The organism is Qipengyuania marisflavi, from assembly GCF_005884405.1.
GTDB lineage: Bacteria > Pseudomonadota > Alphaproteobacteria > Sphingomonadales > Sphingomonadaceae > Qipengyuania > Qipengyuania marisflavi.
Genome location: NZ_VCAO01000001.1, coordinates 1 through 17,644, shown reverse-complemented (window position 1 = coordinate 17,644; position 17,644 = coordinate 1). Strand labels below are relative to the sequence as shown.

The following is a 17,644-nucleotide window of genomic DNA, read 5'->3' as shown; positions in this document are numbered from 1 at the left end:
AGGAAAGGAAAAAGAACAAATAAGGAACACGTAGGAAACCGGCTCATCGTCACACGATTTGATTCGCGCAGATTCCGGTCCCTCGATCTCAGATTTCGGTATGGGTGGCGCAATGATCGGTATTCTTGGCCGCAATGTCTGCACCGGTCGCGCAAAACCCGGTCAGATTGCCCAGAATCGACGATTTCTCTTGGTCGGAATACCGCGTGCTGCAGTTTCCGTTTTCCTACACCCTGCCTTCCAATCGAGGAAAGAACATACAGCGAACGCATCGCTGCCAATGTTCGAAACGGAGTTCCTCGATGACCAAAGCAATCACTCTTCAGCGCCAATCCAGCAAAGGCATTCGTGCCCGCAACTATATTCTTCCGGCCGCCATTGCGCTCGCCTGCGCCGGTGCCGCCTATGCCGGTGCCGATACGACCTTTGATCCGGCGCTGCAGAAATTTACCGACTTCCTCGAAGGTTCGGGCGGGAAAATCATCACCGTCCTCAGCCTTGCCGGCGGGCTTATCGCGCTCGCCTCGGGCCGCTTCGCCCTCGGGCAGGTCGCGGTCCCGGTCGGTGTCGGTATCGGCGTCGGCACCGGTGTGCCGATCGTCACCTCGGTCGTGACCGCGACCATCTGATCGCGGTCTAACGACGGGAGGGCGGCATGGCCGACAGATACCTCGTTCCACGGCGGCTCGACGATCCGGAGCTCATCGGTTTCTGGACCATCGACGAGTTTGCGGGACTGCTCGTCCCGTTCGCCTGGGGCATCCTTGCGCAGCACATCATCATCGGCACCGGCCTATCGGTCATGACCTGGTTCGCCCTTCGAAAGGCCAAAGCTTCAGGTGCAGGGTCGAAACTGGTGCATGCTGCCTACTGGTATCTGCCGGGGAGCTTCCTCGGGCTGAAAGCCACGCCGCCCTCCCACTGTCGCCTGCTCGCAGGCTGAGGGAGGACATCCATGAAACACGAATTCGCCTACGAGGAAGCGCAGCGTCACCTCAAGCAGCGTAACCGCTTTGCCGCGCTGGCATCCGTTCTCGGCCTTACCAGCCTGCTGGCGGTCGGCGCGGCGGCAACGCGCGAGGAAAGCATGATCCTCGTGCCTGTCACGAGCGAGCGCCTGACGCTCGGCAGCGGCGCGACCGATGCGCACTACCTCGAGCTTGTCACCCGCGACACCGCGCTGATGCTGCTCAATCGCGCACCCGAGAGCCTCGACTACTGGATGGAACAGGTCCTGAAGGTGGCAGATCCCTCTGCGCACGGCCGCCTCAAGGCCGAGCTCGTCAAGATCGTCGACGAGCAACGCGGCTCGGACATCAGCCAGGCCTTCGTCATCTCGCGGATGGAGGTCGACCCGCAGGCGCTCACCGCGACCGTCACCGGAACGCTCAAGACCTTTGTCGGCGCGCAGGTGATCGCGAGCCAGCAGCGCAGCTTCGAATTCAGCTGGAACCGCCGCGGCCTCAGCCTCGGCCTCACCGGCTTCCGCCAGCTCCCAACCGAAACCGAGGAGGAGAACCCATGACACTCCTATCCCGCCCCTTCCCCGCCGCGCTGACCAGCGTTGCGCTGGCAATCGCCACGGCCGCCTACGCTTCACCGGCACATGCCGACCAGTTCGTCGAGGCCGCTGATGGCGCCGCGATCGATTGCGTGCTCGCGCGCGGCGCGCTGACCCGTATCGCCCTCATCGAGGATGGTTTCGCCAATGTCTCGAAGATGGCGAGCGGCTATCCCTACAACGATTTCGAGGTGACCCACGAACCGGTGCGCGGCGACATTTATGTCTCGGTGCCGCTGCAATATGCGAGCGCCAGAGTCAGCTTCTTCGCGACCAGCAGCGCGGGCTATGTCTATAAGTTCGCCTGCCGCGTCGATGGCGAGGAAGCGAGCCAGCTCTTCGTCACCAATCCCGCGCTCGCCAAGTCCCAGGCGAGCGAATGGGAAGGCTATGCAGCGACGCGCGACGAAGCCGCGATCCGCCTGATCGAGGCGATGGCGAGCGACGGTGTTCTGCCGGGCTTCCGGGCGCGCGCCGAACTCTCGCGACCACGCCGCACCGACAGCCTCGAAGTGCAGCAGGTCGCCGAATATGAAGGTGCCGAGCTGATCGGTCAGGCCTTCACCCTGCGCAATCTCGGCCCGATGCCCGTCGACCTTGCCGGTGAACGCGAGGCGCCCGCCGGGGCGCTGGCCTTTGCCTATGGCCGCGACAGTCTCCAGCCCGGCGAGAGCACGCAGGCCTTCCTCGTCTTTGCGAAGGGAGGGCTCGAATAATGGCCGATACCGACAGACACGATACGCCCGCCGCAGCGCCCAAGGACGAGACGCGCGGCGAAGCCCGGCGCAATCTCAACCGCACGGTCGCGCAGCGCCAGAAGCTGCTGCTCGCCGGCATCGGCGGGGTGGCACTCATCTCCGGTTCGATGTTCATCTTCGGCGGCGAGGATGAAGCCGGCGCCGGCGGCGCGGGCGCGACCACGATCGAGACCGGCGCGCTGGTCAATCGCAATCTCTCGCAGCGCGAATTCGTCGCCACTTATGGCAACCGTCTTGATGCGCAGGGCCGCGCGATCAAGGACCTGCAGGAAAGCCAGCTTCCCAAGGCCTCGATCGAGCAGGAGCTCGAGACATTGCGCGGCGAAAACGCGCGGATGATCAGCGACGGTCAGGCGGCGATCGATGCGATCTCGGCCGAGAACGCCGCCTTGCGCTCGGAACTCGAGACGGTGCGCGCCAATCCCCCAGTTACGCCGGTTCCCTCAGCCGATCCGCGGGCTCCGGGCTTCCCTCCCGGAGCGCTCGAGCCACCCAGCGAACCCAAGGCAAGCCTGCTGAGTTTCTCATCCGACAAGCCGGGCGCCGCCAAGACCAAGGCAATCGAAAGCGCGCCGACGCTGCTGCTCGAGGCAAGCCGCGATTACCTGCCGCCCAACAGCTATGCACCTGCCACCGTGATCGTCGGGGTCGACGCCTCGACGGGCGTTACCAGCCAGAGCGATCCGCTGCCCGTGGTGCTGCGTATCACCGGTCCGGCGCGCTCGGTGCTGCAGGGCAACAAGCTTCTCACCACCGATCTCACCGGCTGCCTCGTCAACGGCGCGGCGCGCGGCGATCTCTCGGCCGAGAAGGTTTACGTCAAGCTTGTGCGCATGACCTGTGCGCAACCGGGCGGACGCTTTGCGGTGAGCGAGGTCAAGGGGTTCATCGCCTTTGCCGGCAAGTCGGGCGTTCGCGGCAATGTCGTCAGCCGCGAAGGCAGCCTCGTCAGCCAGGCGCTGCTCGCCGGGATCGTCGGCGGGTTCGGACGCGGCTTCTCGGCCAATGCCAACGGCATCTTTGCGCAGCCTGTCGGCAGCGACGGCAGGCGCGACGCGCTCTCGCCGACCGACATTCTCGCAGGCGGCCTCGGCCAGGGCGCGGGCGAAGCCGCCGACACGGTCAGCAAATACCTCATCGAACGCGCAGAACAGTACCAACCCGTCGTCGAGATGCCGACCGGCATCGCAGTCGAGATCGTCTTTCTCGACGGCGTCCATGTCAGGAGCACACCCCAATGAACTACTCGAACCAGCGGCCCGGCCTCAAGGCGCGCGCCGCGCACATATCGCTCGCCGCCGCCAGCGCAGCAGCCCTCCTTACAAGCGGTGTCGCGGTAGTGACCGCCATGCCGGCGCAGGCCGCGATCACGCAGAATGTGGTTGAAGCGCTCAAGCTTCGTCTGCCCAAGACACCGATCGACGCGCTCGATTGCAAGACATTCGCGCCGTGGTGCGAGGTCGTCTCGGGAGAGACGCTGTTCTACATCGACGAAGCGGCACGCTACCTCTTCGTCGGGCGGCTCTACGACATGGAGGAGCGGCGCGACGTAACCGCCGCGCGCCTGCTTGAACTCAATCCCGACCTGCTCGCCGCCGGCGCAGCCCGCGCTGCCGGCGAGGACACTGCCGGTCGGCACGACGTTGCAGAACCCCGCGACAGGCGGGCCGCGACGCATGTCGATCTCAAAGTCTTGCCCGCAGTAGGCGCGATCCTGTGGGGCAATCCCAAGGGGCCGAAGCTGGTTGTCTTCTCGGATTTCCAGTGCGGCTACTGCAAGCGGCTCACCGGCGAACTCGAGAAGGCAGGCGTCCTTGTCGAGGAGCGGCCGATCTCGATCTTCGGCGCATCGAGCCGCCGCATGTCCGAGGCGGTGCTGTGCGCCGCCGATCCGGTCGGGGCGCTCCATGCCGCCTACACCGGCAAGCACCTCGAACCGCGCGCTGCCTGCAAGAAAGCAGCTGCGCTCGATGCCAACGAAGCCTTTGCACAGGCCAACGGCTTTGCCGGAACCCCGGTGATCGTCAGAGCGCGCGACGGTGCGGTGCTGCACGGCTACCGCGATGCAAAGACACTGCGCGCATTTGCCAATGCCAAGACCGGATTGAAGCAATGAGCGGCCGTGTGACCCGTGTCGGAGCGACGGCAACCCTCTCCTTGATGATCGCCAGCTGCGCGACGCTTGGCGGCAACGTCAAGGGCGACTTTTCCTGCCGCGCGCCGGAGGGAAGCTGCGCGCCAACCTCGATGATCGACGATGCCGCCACCCGCGCTTCACAGGCAGAACGGTCCGGTCATGCCTCTGCGCGAGCGCACGGGGTCGGTGATCGCGAATTGCGGATCGTCGTTGCGGGCTACCGCGACGAGGCGGGCCGCATCCACGAGGCCCGGGTCGTTCATGTCGTGCTGCCCGATCGCGCTGCCGAGCGCTGGCGCGCGCCGCGTTCGACCGGCGACGTTCTGCGCGCACTGGCGCGCCCGGCTGAAGCGGAAGGCCCGCCGCCCGCCGCCGCAGAAGCACGTCCATTCCAGCATTCCAATCCCTCCCCCCAGCAGCCTCCCGATGTCCTGGTCATCCCCTCACAGGATCTGACGGAGCTGCCCGGTGCCAAAGCGCCGGACCCCGGGGCACCTGGTCGTTCCCCCTCCCCCGGCCAGGTGCCCCACCCTGTTCTGCCCGAAGGAGAGCCCAAGTGAACCTCTCGCTATCCTCTGCGCGCGACGCGCTCCTCGCTGGCCTGTTCGGCGATGCGAAGAAAGCCGACCATGCGCAGCCGCGTTTCGCGCTCGACATGCTGTCGGACTGGCTTCCGTACCGCATCTATGACGAGGGCCCGGGGCTCTACCGGAACGCGCACTCGAAGGGCTTCATTCTCGAAGTCACCCCGCTCATCGGCGCCGATGAGCGCACCGGTGAAATCCTCGGGCAGTTCTTCTCCGAGAGCCTGCCGCAAGGCGCCTGTTTGCAGGTGCTGAACTTCGCGTCTCCGCGCATCGGCGCCATCGTCGGCCCCTGGTTCGCGCCGCGCTACGAGCAGGGCGGGATCTACGAAGCGATCGCGAAGGCCCGCACCAACCGGCTCTACGATCTCGTCTGGAAGTCGGGCTCGGCACACGCGCCGTTTCATGCGCGCCATGTGCGTCTCGTGCTGTCGCTGGGCGTTCCGGTGCCCGGAAACGTGACCGATGCAGAACTCACCGAATGCCGCGACGGGATGGCGGGGATGCTGAACTCGCTCGGCCTTGCATCGAACAGGCTCGAGCCCGCAGGCCTGCTCGCACTGGTCGACGAACTCACCTCGCCGACGACAGCGCGCGAACCCGATCTCACCCACTGGAACCGCGAGGACACGCTCGACGCGCAGGCCATCCGCCGCGATATCGAACTCGAGGTCGAGGACGACCGGCTTATCTTGCGCACCGAGCGCTTCCGCGAGACCGGGCGCTCGCGAGATGGCGTGCCTCAGGTAGGTGAATGCTATCCCGACCGCTTCGATGTGCGCCATTACGGCGTGCGCTCTACCCCTGAGCGCTGGGCACCGTGGGAATGCGCGCGGCTCATCGGCGACATGTTTACTGACAAGCTGCGCTTTCCCTGTCCCGCCGCGACAATGCTGTGCCTGCACTATCCCGACCAGGAGGCCGCCTCGGCGCGCGCCGGCTACAAGTTCATGCGCACCACCAGCCTTTCGGAAACGAAGAGCGCGCGCTTCCTCCCTAGGCTTGGCGAGCAATCGGCCGAATGGAGACACGTCCAGGCCGAACTCCAGGCGGGCAAGAAGCTCGTCAAGCTGTTCTATGGTCTCACCACGATCTCGCCGCTCGGCGAAGGCGATGCGCATGAGCGCACGGTCAAGGCGATCTACAAGGCGGCCGGATGGGACCTTGCCGACGAGCGCTTCCTCCAGCTCCAGGGCCTCGTCGCCTCGTTCCCGTTGAGCCTCGCCGATGGTCTGGTCCACGACCTTGCGCGGCTCAAACGCTTCCGGACCATGCTCTCGACCACCGCGGCCAATATCGCCCCCCTGCAGGGCGAGTATCTCGGCGGGACGATCCCGCACCTGCTGCTCCTCGGACGGCGCGGCCAGCCCTTCTTCTGGTCGCCCTTCGAGAACGCGGCGGGCAACCACAACATCGCGATCTGCGGAAAGTCGGGCTCGGGCAAGTCGGTGCTGCTGCAGGAGCTGTGCGCCGCGCTGCGCGGCGCGGGCGCCAAGGTCGTGGTGATCGACGACGGACGCAGTTTTGAGCATTCGGTCAAGTTACAGGGCGGCCGCTTCGTCGAGTTCACGCTCGCCTCGGGATTCTCGCTCAACCCCTTCTCGATGGTCGACGATGCGCGCGCGCATGAAGACGAGGATTACCGGCTCGACTGCTTCGCCATGATCAAGGCCATCGTTGGCCAGATGGCGCGGCCAAGCGCCGCGCCTTCGGACACGGAGCGCGGGCTGATCGACCGCGCGGTGACGCAGGTGTGGGAAGCGCTCGGCAGCGGCGGGGCGATCGACGACGTCGCGCATGCGCTCCATCAGAGCGAGAACGAGGCGGGCAAGGATCTCGCCACAGCGATCGCGCCCTTCTGCCGCGGTGGCAGCTATGCCGGGTTCTTCTCGGGGAAAGCGAGTTTCGCGCTCGAAGACGATTTCACCGTCTTCGAGATGAGCGACCTCGCGTCCCGCGAGGAGCTTCGAAGCGTTGTCCTCTCGGCAATCATGTTCATGACCGGTCAGGCGATGACGCGCTCGTCGCGCTCGACCAAGAAGCTGCTGCTGATCGACGAGGCCTGGGCGATGCTCAAGGGCGGTTCGATGGGCGAGTTCGTCGAGACCTATGCCCGCACCGCGCGCAAATATGGCGGCGCGCTTGCGACCGCGACCCAGTCCTTGAACGACTACTACAAGTCCGATGGTGCGCGCGCCGCGCTCGAAAACAGCGACTGGATGCTGGTGCTCCAACAGAAGCCCGAGACCATCGCCGATTTCCGCAAGGAGGCCCGGCTCGACATGGACGACCGGACCGAGACGCTGATCCGCAGCCTCAAGCGCTCGGGCACCGAGTACAGCGAGATCTACCTCAAAGGTCCCGAGATGGAAGCCGTTGGACGCCTGGTGCTCGACCCACTCTCGGCAACCATCTTCTCCTCCGATCCTGACACCTATGCCGCGATCCGCCGCCATGTCGAAAACGGCATGCCGCTCGAGCGCGCAGTCGCGCTGGTCGCAGGTGTGGAAGGAGGCGCATGATGGTGCTCGAGACCACCACGCTCATAGATCGCGTGCCGCTTCCGTCAGTCAGACAAGCCCGCGACAAGCACCGTGTGATCGACTGGCTGGCGCTGTCCCAGGGCACCTGCCTGGTGCTGATCGAAACGGCAAGCTTCGCGGCGAGCACGCTGCTGCTGGTCCTCGGCCTGCCGCTGTTCGTGTTCCTTCTCATCGCTGGATGGGACCTGACGGCGCTGTTCGCGCAGATCGGCAATCTTGCCGACCATTACCGCACCGCTGAACCGGTCGCGCGCCGCTTCTTTGCCCAGGACCTCCAGATCGCATTCCTCATCGCAGCCGGCGGCCTCGCCCTGCTGCGATTGCCGGCTTTCCTGCGCCGCCTCGATCGCCGCCTCGCCGAAGGATCTCCCCGCCATGGATAGACTGAACCTCCCACTTAGCCAGCTGGGCCCGAAACTCCTCGCCGTAGCCTTGCTCGTTGCCGCGCTCCTGTGGGGTGCGTGGATTACGCAGCAGGTCACCAGCTCGCCAGAGCAGCGGATCGTCACGGTCCGGCTCGCCGAGACCATCGGGACATTCGTCGAGGAAGCCGCGCGCGCCGATGCCGATCCGGCGGTCGTCCAGGCGGCTAGCCTTGCCTACCTCAAGGCCGCCGAAAGCGCCGTTGCCGACATGGGCCATGACGGCCGCGTGGTGCTGGTTGCCGAGGCCGTGCTCGCGGGCGCTGCCGAAGACGCAACCTCCGAACTCGAGCAGCGCATCGCGGACAAGCTCGCAGGGGAGATCCAGCCATGAGCCTGCCCCGCTCGATCCGCCGTTCGCTGCTGCTCTCGGGGCTGGTCCTGCTGCCGCTCGCCTGGGCGCCGCTCGATGCCTTCAGCAAGGACCACGCTTTCCTCATCAATGCGAGCCCGAGCCTGCCAAACTGGGCGTTCTGGCTCGACAAGCGCGCGCCGATCGAACGCGGCAGCCTGATCTTCTTTGAGCCGCCGCAAAGCGAACTCGTCGAAAGGCATTTCGGAAAGGAACCGCAGATGTTCGGCAAGCACGTGCTTGGCATGCCGGGCGATGTCGTGCGCCACGAGGGCGATGCGGTCTTCATCGACGGAAAGCAGGTCGCGAGCCTGCTCGAGGTCACCCGCCTTGGCGTGCCGCTCACGCGCGGTCCCGAAGGCGCAATACCGGAAGGTTGCTACTACACCGGAACCGACCATCCACGCGGGCTAGACAGCCGCTACGGGGAAATCGGCTTCGTCTGCCGCGGGCAGATCCTCGGCAGCGGGAGGGCAATCCTGTGATGCGCTCTTTCCTTCCGATTGGCGCGCTTCTCCTCGCCATGCTCCCTGCCAGCCTGCAGGCACGAGACTACGGCCAGCGCGGCGCGGTCTTCCCTGTGATCGAGCGCGACCTGCTCGAACAGATTCATACGCGCCTCGCGCAGATGGAAAAGTCGGGCGAGACCGCGCGGCTCAACGAGGAACTCAAGCGTCGCACGATCGCACGCGTCAACCGACCCGATCCGGTTGCCGGCCTCATTCGCGCAAGCGCAAGCCGCAGCTGGGCGTTCGATCCGACAATCGCGCTTGCTGCCGATATCCGGGGCGCAAAAGGCGAGCTGATCCATGCCGCCGGAACCCGGGTCAATCCGCTCGACAGCGTCAAGCTGCGCTCCGACCTCCTGTTTCTCGACGGCGACGACCCTGCGCAGATCGCCTGGGCGCTGAGGCAGGACGCCAATGCCAAGCTGATCCTCGTGAAAGGCGCACCGCTCGAGCTGATGAAGGCCCGTCAACGCCGCTTCTATTTCGACCAGGGCGGCAAGCTGACGCAAAAATTCGGTATCAAGGCTGTTCCCGCGCGGGTGCGCCAGAACGGGCGCTTCCTCGAAGTCAGCGAGATTGCGCTGCCGCGCCGGAAGGCACAGCCATGACCGGAATCCGCGCCTTCCTCGTGCTTTTCACGGCGATGCTGTCGCTGGTCTTCGCATCACCCGCTTCGGCCGATGCCGGTCCGGGCAAGTGCACCGGGCAATTCGTCAATCCGATCACCGACATCTGCTGGTCGTGCCTGTTCCCGATCTCGATCGGCGGGCTCGAAATCTGGCCGAGCAATCGTCCCGATCCGGACAACCCCGATTTCCCGCTGTGCCTGTGCGGTCTTCGGCCCGGCATCGCGATGGGGTTCTGGGAGCCGGTCCGGCTCGCCGATGTCAGCATGAAGCCTTGGTGCTTCGTGAACCTCGGCGGCATGAAGCTCGATCCCGGCTTTGATGTCGGCTTCCGCTCGATCTCGGGTCCTTCGGCCGTGGGCGGCGCCAGCCAGTATTATTCGAGCTGGCACGTCCACTGGTATGCCTATCCGCTGATCTACTGGATGGAGATCGTCGCCGATTTTCTGTGCCTCGAGCCGGGTTCGATCGACATCCTCTACATCTCCGAGATCGATCCGCTGTGGCAGGACAGCGAGCTCACCGCGATCATCAATCCCGAGGCCGTGCTGTTTGCCAACCCGCTGGCGCTTGCCGCGTGCGCGGCGGATTGTGCTGCAGCGACCGCGAACCTGCCGCTCGACGAGATGTTCTGGTGCGCGGGCTGCCAAGGGTCGATGTACCCGATGAACGGCAACGTCTCGGCCTCGATCGGACACGTCCAGGCCTCGCGGCTCGTGCTCTCGCGCTTCGCCTACAAGCTCCACCGCGAGCTCGTCTCATGGGGGACGATGGGGTCGAAGGGCCTGTGCGGCAAGTACCTGATGCCGGTGATGAGGAAGCAGCAATACCGCTTCCAGGCCACCAGCCCCAACCCGGCGACCAAGGGCCGCTACGCCTGCCCGCCCATCGGTGCATCCACCACCTTCCAGTCCCCCGGACAGGTCATCCCCGCGATCGGCGAAGACATGGGATACCTCGTCTGGCGCAAGAGGAATTGCTGCGCGCTATGAGAAACGCTTTCCCCATACTCGTTGGCCTGAGCCTCGTGATCGCTGCCGGATTTGCCGCCGCTTCTGCGCAGGATGCCGGACCCGACCTTGACCTCGCTGAGATCCGCGCGCGAGCGGCCGAACATGCCGTCGACGCCGAGGCGCTCGCCACGTCGGTCAGGACAAAAGCGGATACCCTCGCAGAAGACGCGCGCGCCGCGCAGCAAACGGCTTTCGACAATCGCGCAGGCTATGCCGAGACTGCGCAGGCGACCGCGAATGCCGGGCCGCTCGATCTCGATGGCATGATCCGCGCCCAGGCCGACGCGGAAGTGGCAGCGATGGGCGACACGCCCCGGTTCATCGCTTTTGCCTCATTGGCAATGCCCGAGCCCTCATTGAAGGCGCTGGTTCGCGATGTCTCGAGGGCCGGCGGCGTCACCGTGCTGCGCGGTTTCCCGCAAGGCGACAGCGCGCGCTTCAAGAAGCGCATCGCCGCAATCTGGAGCGATGGCGATGAGGCCGGCGCGCTCGGGATCGACCCGCGCCTGTTCCGCGCGTTCGATATCAAGGTTGCCCCGAGCTTCGTGATGATCGCGAGCGATTTCAGCCCCTGCGACGGGTTCGACTGCAAAGACGTCTTGCCGCCGCACGACCGCATTGCCGGCAATATCAGCGTGGCCGAAGTGCTCGACACCTTCGCTTCGGGAGGCGGTCCGGGAGCGCAGCTCGCGCGCCTCCATTCCCGCAGGCTCGAAGGAGAACGGCCATGAGGCTCATACAATCGCTTCGCATAGGACTGCTCGGTCTTCTCGCCGTCGCCGCGCCCCTTTCCGCGCAGCAGCAGGACGCGCGGGCCGATGGCAAGGCCTTTGGCGAAAGCCTGCGCGGCGAAGCGCAAGAAGCTGCCAAATCGCAGCCCAATGCAGCAAACCTGCCCAACTACGACCGCAACGCCGTGCGAAACCTGGAAACGCTCGCCGACGCTCCCGAGCGGATCGAGAGCAATGCGGCCGCCGCTGCTACCGGACACCAGGGCTATCGGGCAATGCGCGACAGCGTGGCCAATCGCGCGCGCTTCGATCCAAGTGAGATCGAGGACGTTATTGCGCGCAGCCTCGCCATCAACGAGACCCCGCTCGACTACACCAGCGGCATGGCAATCTCGGGTGGCCAGGGTAATTGCGTGCCGCTGCCGACCGGGTCCGGATCGGCTGGGACCTACACCGCTACATGCAACTCTGGCACGCGGATCGACCAGTCGGTGGGTCAGTGCGCGGTGCCGCTCGTTGCCAGCGTGACCCGGCGCCAGCAATGGCACTATCTCTGCAATGAGACGAGCACAGTCTATGGATATCCCTGGTGCTCGGCATTCGATGGGGGGTCGTGCCGGATCACCGGGTATCGGCCCGGACCCTGCCTCCAGTGGCGGGAGGACCAGTTCTATAGATACTGCACCGAACCTGGCGATCCCATCGCTGAAATCACATGCGACACTCCGGATGCGCGCTACACGCCCTATGCGGTGACCACGGACAACTCGATCGATACCTTTTCCGACGAGAGCCAGTGCATCGGATTTGCCGATAATGGCGATTGCACACTCGACAATGAGATCTGCACCGATGCCGATCCGCAGACCCGCGTGATCGACGGTGTCTCGGTTACGCGGCCCTGCTGGGAATGGCAGCGCAGCTACACCTGCACATCGCGCGAGGCGGCGAGCGACTGTTCGGATATCGAAAGCCAGGGCACCTGCCGGTTCATCGGCGAGGAATGCCTCACCGACGAGATGCCCTGCGAGACCTGGGAGCGCATCTACGAATGTCCCCTGCCCGGTACGGACATCTCCACCCAGTATGTCTGCGACGGCGATGTCTATTGCATTGATGGCAGCTGCGAGACGATCGAGCGCACCGCCAATGATGAGTTCAAGGATGCGGCGGTCGCATTGCACGCCATGGACGAGGCGCGCGGCCAGTTCGATCCGAACACGCTGACGCTGTTCCGCGGCACGCGCAACACCTGCTCGTCCAAGGTCTTCGGCGTCCTCAACTGCTGCAAGGGCAAGGGCTTCCCGCTCATCCCCGGAATCAGCCTGCTGGTCGCACTCGGCTGCAGCCGCGAGGAAGTGCTGCTCCACGAACGCGATGCGCAGGGACTGTGCGCCTATGTCGGGACCTATTGTTCGGACAAGTTCCTTGGCGTCTGCCTGACGAAGAAGAAGGTCTATTGCTGTTTCGAGAGCAAGCTCTCGCGGATCCTGCAGGAACAGGGCCGCAAGCAGCTCCCCAAGCCATGGGACAAGCCCAAAGAAGAACAATGTGAGGGGTTCACTCTCGACGAGTTTGCCCGGCTTGATTTGAGCCGGATGGATTTCAGCGAGGTCTATGCCGAGTTCACCGAGGCCGCGCGGCTGCCCGACGAACTCGAGACCAGCATCCTCATCCAGCAGAGGATCGAAGATTATTACGCAAGGGGCGGCCAATGACCCATCTGCATCACCTCACGGCGCTCGCGCTCGGCATAGCTGCCCTGCCCGCCACTCTGGCCCAGGCGCAGGAGCGGCAGGACACAAGATCGACCACCGCTGCCGACGCGCTCTACTGCCAAGAGCGTAGGCTCGGCTACTGGTTCTACTGCGTGAAGCCCGCTCCCATTGAAGAGCCACAACAGCCTGAAGCCGAGCCGGTCGCGGCCAGCCAAGAACTCGACGCGATCACCTCCGAGCTGCGCGAACTCAAAGCGCGCGCGATTCTCTATCCGACCGAAGCCAATGTCGCGGCCTATATCCGCTTTCAGCGCGCGCAGCTCGACCGCGCCTCGCTGTTCTCCGATGTCTGGCAGCGGGCGATCTGGCGGGACCCGGACCTCGACTACACGCTTGAGCGCCCCGTCGGAGCGGTCGCCAAGAAGCAGTGGCAGGATGCCCGCAGCGCGGAGCGCGATCACGTCATGGCAACGCTCTCGCAGCGCTACGGCCTGTTCTATTTCTTCAGTTCGACCTGCGGCCCGTGCGAAGTGATGGGCCCGATCGTCAAAGGCGTCGCCGACCGATGGCGGATTACCGTACGCGCGATCTCGACCGATGGCGGACCCTCGAGACACTTTCCCGACTATCGGGTCGAGACGAACCAGCGCGGCAAGCTTGGTCTCGAAGGCAAAGCCACCCCCGCCCTGGTGCTGTGGGATAGCGTGACCAAACGCCCGATTCCGATCGGCTACGGCGTGCTCTCGGCCGACGAGCTGCAGGACCGCATCTACCTTCTCACCTCCAAGGAAGCCGGACATGATTACTAGCATCCGCAATGCGGCATTGACCCTCGCCGCCGCCAGCATGGTTGCCTCACCGGTCGCCGCGAATGTTGGCGACAGCATGGACCGCTTCATGGATGACATGGGGGCGGCGGCGAATGTCACGGGCCCAACCGCCTTCGAAGGCCAGTCGGCGGGATATTACAGCCTCGGCAATGTCTGGACACGCTTCCCTCAGAAGACGACCAACATCGCCAATCTCCAGCTGCCGCGCGCAAGGGCGGGCTGCGGAGGCATCGATATCTTTGCCGGGTCTTTTTCCTTCATCAATGCGAGCGAGATGGTCGCGCTCCTGAAAGCCGTCGCCAACAACGCGGTCGGCTTTGCTTTCAGCCTCGCGATCGACACCGTCTGTCCCGAGTGCAACAAGATCATGCAGGAGTTTTCGCAGAAGGCTCAACTCATGAACAATCTCTCGATCAACTCCTGCGAAATGGCGCAGGGGCTGGTCGGCGGCCTGTGGCCCAAGGGCGATCTCGCCGACAAGGCGATCTGCGAAGCCATCGGGAATTCCGAAGGCATTTTCACCGACTATGCGGCCGCCAAACACGGCTGCGGCACGCGCGGCCAGCGCGCGTCAACCAACGAAGGCGGCGGCACCGACTACGCCGACGTCAATCCGGGCGTCGCGCGCAACTACACCTGGCACGTCCTGAAAAAGAGCGCCTTCTTCAATCCCGGCGGTACCTTCGACCGCGAGCTTGCAGAATACGTCATGACGCTGATTGGCACGGTCATCTACGTGCCGCCCAAGGATGATGAACCCGGCAAGTTCGTGCCCTTCGCGGGCGACGCGTCCTCGACGCTCGTAAGCGCGCTCCTAGACGGGACGCAGGGCCAGACCGTGCGCGTGTTTCGCTGCGACGAGACCGATCTCTGCCTCAATCCCACCTTCGAGCAGATGAGCCTTTCGAATGCGAAGGCCATCCGCCCGCGCGTCGCGCTCCTCATCGGCAATATGGTCGATGCGATCCGCGCCGATACCGCAATCGGCAATGCCGAGAAGGAACTGCTGCAGGTCGCCTCTGTCCCCTTATACAAGATCCTTACCGTCCAGGCCGCCTATGGACGCGGCATGCCGACCGACGATCGCGAAACGCTCGCCGAGATCGCCAGCATCGACCTGCTCTATGCCATCCTCGACCGGATCGTGTCCGAAGCCGGGCGTTCGATGGCAAGCTTCATCGCCGCCGATGAAGCCAAGCTTGCGATCTGGCGCGGCCAGGTCGCCGAAGTTCGCTCGGGCATTGTGCAGCGGCAAGCAACGGGTCAGGCCAAGGTCTCGGCGATAATGCAGATCATCGAGAAAACGGCGATGATCGAAAACGCTCTCGCCGCTTCGATGTCGCCCTCGATGTCCGCAGCGCTCGACTGGTCACGCGGCCTCCAGTCCCGCTCGATCATCCCCTGAGGCGAATACCATGGTCGAGATCTTCACTACCGGCGGCGGCGAGTACATCGTCAATGTCTTGAACGCCGTCGCCGCGTGGACCGGGGCCGGTGGCTACAAGAGCCTGATCCAGGTAGCGCTGGTCATGGGCATGGCGCTTGCGGTCATTGTCGTCGCGTTCAATCAGGACTGGCGCGCCTGGCTCAACTGGTTCCTTGGCGCGACGCTCATCTACATGTGCCTGATGGTGCCGCGCATGGATGTGCAGGTCACCGACCGCGTCAATCCGAGCCTTGCACCGGCAGCAGTGGCCAATGTCCCGCTGGGCCTAGCGCTCATGGCAAGCTTTACCAGCCAGGCGGGCGACTACCTTACCCGTTCCGCAGAGCTCGTCTTTGGCCTTCCCGACGATCTCAACTATTCGAAGAACGGCATGATTTACGGCGCGCGCCTGCTCGAAGCGACACGCTCGCTGCGCATTGCCGATCCCGAGTTTGCCGCCAATTTCGACGAGCATATCCGCCAATGCGTTTTCTACGACCTGCTCCTCGGCCGCTATTCGATGAAGGAATTGTCGGAGAGCAACGATATCTGGGCGACCATCGCGCCTGGCAGTGCCGCGCGTGCACAGCGCTTCGTCACCCGGCAGGCGGATGATAGCGTCACGGCCTCGATCATCACCTGCCGCGAAGCCTATACTGCGCTCTCCAACCAGTGGGCCGGGCTTATCGATGAGATGACACAGGTCGCCGGGCGCCAGCTCTACCCCCGGCAGACCGAAACGCTCGCGAAGGCCAAGCTCATCGCCGACCTGCCGATTGCCTATCAGTACCTCACTGGCGTCTCGAAGGATGCAAGCAGCATCTTCCGCCAGGTTCTGACCATTAACGCCATGAACCAGGCGATGCATGGCTTCGCCGGAGCAAGCGGCGCATCGAGCGTCGATGTGTTCGCTCAGACTCGCGCCGATATCCAGACCGAAAGGACCTATTCCTCGATCGCGCACAACGCGATGAAGTGGGTCCCGATCCTCAATGTCGTCCTGACGGTCGTATTCTACGCGCTCTTTCCGGTGCTCTTTCCGCTGTTCCTGATGCCCAAGACCGGACCGATCGCGCTCAGAGGATACGTCACGGGGTTCTTCTATCTCGCCGCCTGGGGACCGCTGTTCGTCATCCTGCACATGATCCTGATGCTCAAGGGCGCGAGCGATGTGGCGGCAGCGGGCGGCGCAGCCGGTCTCAGCCTAGCGACCTTCTCAGGCATGACCGACGTCAACAACGATATCGGTATCTTGGCCGGTTACCTCGTTGCATCGATCCCGTTCCTTGCCGGCGGGGTCGCCAGGGGCGCGCTCGCAATATCGGGACAGGCAACGAGCTACCTCAACCCGAGCCAGAACGCGGCAGAAGAGGCGGCGCGCGAAGCGAGCACCGGCAATGTTTCGCTCGGCAATACCAGCCTTGAGAACTCGAACGTGTTTTCGCGCCAGTTTGCGCAAGCCAGCCTCGCGCCCAACATTGGCTACGGCGCCGCGCAGACTCGAGCCACGGGCGAAAACGGCACCCAGACCACCGGCTTCCCTCAAGCCGAATTCGCCACCGTGCCGACCTCGAGCTATCCGTTCACCCCGACACTCGGGCGGGACTTCTCGAGCCGACTTGCGACCATGGCGAGCCAAAGCCGCGGCCAGAGCGAGACATTTTCGAACCTTGCCCAACAATCGACGAGTTCGGCTGTCACCCGCTTCAGCGAGCTGCGCGATGCCTACACCCGCTCGCGCTCGAACGAGAGCGTCAGTGGCACGTCAACGAGCGACAGCATCGGCAGCGCATTCAGCGAGGTCGACAACGCCTCGAAGACACTCCAGCAGCAATTCGGGCTCTCGCGCCGTGCCGCCGACGACATCACTGTATCCTGGTTCTTGAACGGCGATGCAGGGATCGGTGCGAAGAAGGAAGGTCGCATATTTACAGGTTCAGGTGGGATCAAAGGGGGACGCAACCAGAGTTGGACCGATAGCGATATCGGGATCGCTTCAGAAGACCGCTCACGCATTACAGGTGCGCTGCGCCAGCTCTCCGACAGCCGTAGTTGGTCTAGCACGCGGGAAGGTTTCTTGCGCGAGACGAGCTCTAGTTCGGAAGCACTGGTGTCCAGCAGCTCGGCAGGCATCACTGGACTTGTAACGGTTTTGTGCCGGTCACTGATCTCATTATGCCACTTTGGCTTCGAATGCGAGCGGGCTGATGCCGCCCAGATATGAATGGCGGCGGCGGGTATTGTAGAACCCGTTGATGTACTGGAAGATGGCGGCCTCGGCTTGTCGCCGTGTTGGCCAGCTCTGCCGCCAGATTAGTTCCGCCTTCAGGCTTTTGAAGAATGTCTCGACAGAGGCGTTATCATAGCAATTACCCTTGCCGCTCATCGATGGCCGCAGGCCGTAAGCCTGCAGCATCTTTTGATAATCGTAGGA

At 64.2% G+C, this 17,644-nt stretch carries 18 protein-coding genes and 1 pseudogene; 18 read left to right on the top strand and 1 reads right to left on the bottom strand.

Annotated elements, in window-relative coordinates; translation table 11 throughout:
- Positions 1–302 precede the first annotated feature (302 nt).
- The 18 genes and pseudogenes from FEV51_RS00095 to FEV51_RS00010 all read left to right on the top strand — a co-directional run.
- Positions 303–629: a hypothetical protein gene (locus FEV51_RS00095; protein ID WP_011413834.1), complete on the top strand. Its 327-nt coding sequence runs from the start codon at positions 303–305 to the stop codon at positions 627–629.
- Positions 630–655: 26 nt separating this feature from the next.
- Positions 656–943, top strand: coding sequence for a type IV conjugative transfer system protein TraL (gene traL, locus FEV51_RS00090; protein WP_011413833.1), 288 nt, complete (start codon positions 656–658; stop codon positions 941–943).
- Between the two features lie 12 nt (positions 944–955).
- Entirely contained in the window at positions 956–1,525 is a 570-nt protein-coding gene (locus FEV51_RS00085; protein ID WP_011413832.1) for a type IV conjugative transfer system protein TraE, read from the top strand.
- Complete coding sequence (locus FEV51_RS00080) at positions 1,522–2,277, top strand: type-F conjugative transfer system secretin TraK (RefSeq protein ID WP_011413831.1); 756 nt, start codon at positions 1,522–1,524, stop codon at positions 2,275–2,277. The genes FEV51_RS00085 and FEV51_RS00080 overlap by 4 nt, the downstream gene beginning before the upstream one ends.
- Positions 2,277–3,560: a TraB/VirB10 family protein gene (locus FEV51_RS00075; RefSeq protein WP_138615240.1), complete on the top strand. Its 1,284-nt coding sequence runs from the start codon at positions 2,277–2,279 to the stop codon at positions 3,558–3,560. Before FEV51_RS00080 ends, FEV51_RS00075 begins: the two co-directional genes overlap by 1 nt.
- Entirely contained in the window at positions 3,557–4,435 is an 879-nt protein-coding gene (locus FEV51_RS00070; RefSeq protein WP_011413829.1) for a DsbC family protein, read from the top strand. The genes FEV51_RS00075 and FEV51_RS00070 overlap by 4 nt, the downstream gene beginning before the upstream one ends.
- 44 nt (positions 4,436–4,479) lie before the next feature.
- Positions 4,480–5,016 (top strand): hypothetical protein, encoded by a 537-nt coding sequence (locus tag FEV51_RS00065; RefSeq protein ID WP_011413828.1) that lies wholly within the window; start codon positions 4,480–4,482, stop codon positions 5,014–5,016.
- Entirely contained in the window at positions 5,013–7,562 is a 2,550-nt protein-coding gene (gene traC / locus FEV51_RS00060; protein WP_011413827.1) for a type IV secretion system protein TraC, read from the top strand. Before FEV51_RS00065 ends, traC begins: the two co-directional genes overlap by 4 nt.
- Entirely contained in the window at positions 7,559–7,966 is a 408-nt protein-coding gene (locus FEV51_RS00055; protein ID WP_011413826.1) for a hypothetical protein, read from the top strand. The genes traC and FEV51_RS00055 overlap by 4 nt, the downstream gene beginning before the upstream one ends.
- On the top strand, positions 7,959–8,339 hold the full coding sequence (locus FEV51_RS00050; RefSeq protein WP_041685066.1) for a TrbI F-type domain-containing protein: 381 nt from the start codon (positions 7,959–7,961) through the stop codon (positions 8,337–8,339). The genes FEV51_RS00055 and FEV51_RS00050 overlap by 8 nt, the downstream gene beginning before the upstream one ends.
- The gene (locus tag FEV51_RS00045; RefSeq protein WP_007163820.1) at positions 8,336–8,842 is read left to right on the top strand and encodes a S26 family signal peptidase; all 507 of its coding nucleotides are present in this window, start codon (positions 8,336–8,338) and stop codon (positions 8,840–8,842) included. The genes FEV51_RS00050 and FEV51_RS00045 overlap by 4 nt, the downstream gene beginning before the upstream one ends.
- Positions 8,842–9,474 carry a type-F conjugative transfer system protein TraW gene (gene traW / locus FEV51_RS00040; protein WP_011413824.1) on the top strand — a complete coding sequence of 211 codons (633 nt, stop codon included), beginning with the start codon at positions 8,842–8,844 and terminating at the stop codon, positions 9,472–9,474. Before FEV51_RS00045 ends, traW begins: the two co-directional genes overlap by 1 nt.
- On the top strand, positions 9,471–10,484 hold the full coding sequence (traU, locus tag FEV51_RS00035) for a conjugal transfer pilus assembly protein TraU (RefSeq protein WP_011413823.1): 1,014 nt from the start codon (positions 9,471–9,473) through the stop codon (positions 10,482–10,484). The genes traW and traU overlap by 4 nt, the downstream gene beginning before the upstream one ends.
- Positions 10,485–10,519: 35 nt before the next feature.
- On the top strand, positions 10,520–11,236 hold the full coding sequence (gene trbC, locus FEV51_RS00030; RefSeq protein WP_246034373.1) for a type-F conjugative transfer system pilin assembly protein TrbC: 717 nt from the start codon (positions 10,520–10,522) through the stop codon (positions 11,234–11,236).
- Positions 11,233–12,954: a conjugal transfer protein TraN gene (locus FEV51_RS00025; RefSeq protein ID WP_138615239.1), complete on the top strand. Its 1,722-nt coding sequence runs from the start codon at positions 11,233–11,235 to the stop codon at positions 12,952–12,954. Before trbC ends, FEV51_RS00025 begins: the two co-directional genes overlap by 4 nt.
- Entirely contained in the window at positions 12,951–13,763 is an 813-nt protein-coding gene (locus FEV51_RS00020; RefSeq protein ID WP_010412575.1) for a conjugal transfer protein TraF, read from the top strand. The genes FEV51_RS00025 and FEV51_RS00020 overlap by 4 nt, the downstream gene beginning before the upstream one ends.
- On the top strand, positions 13,753–15,189 hold the full coding sequence (locus tag FEV51_RS00015) for a conjugal transfer protein TraH (protein WP_029140023.1): 1,437 nt from the start codon (positions 13,753–13,755) through the stop codon (positions 15,187–15,189). Before FEV51_RS00020 ends, FEV51_RS00015 begins: the two co-directional genes overlap by 11 nt.
- A 10-nt stretch (positions 15,190–15,199) precedes the next feature.
- Positions 15,200–17,359: pseudogene (locus FEV51_RS00010) on the top strand (conjugal transfer protein TraG N-terminal domain-containing protein); the annotation flags it as partial.
- 24 nt (positions 17,360–17,383) lie between these two features.
- On the opposite strand, the gene FEV51_RS00005 reads toward FEV51_RS00010, so the two are convergent.
- Positions 17,384–17,644: IS3 family transposase (locus FEV51_RS00005; protein WP_138615238.1), on the bottom strand; the 261-nt coding region annotated here is incomplete at its 5' end.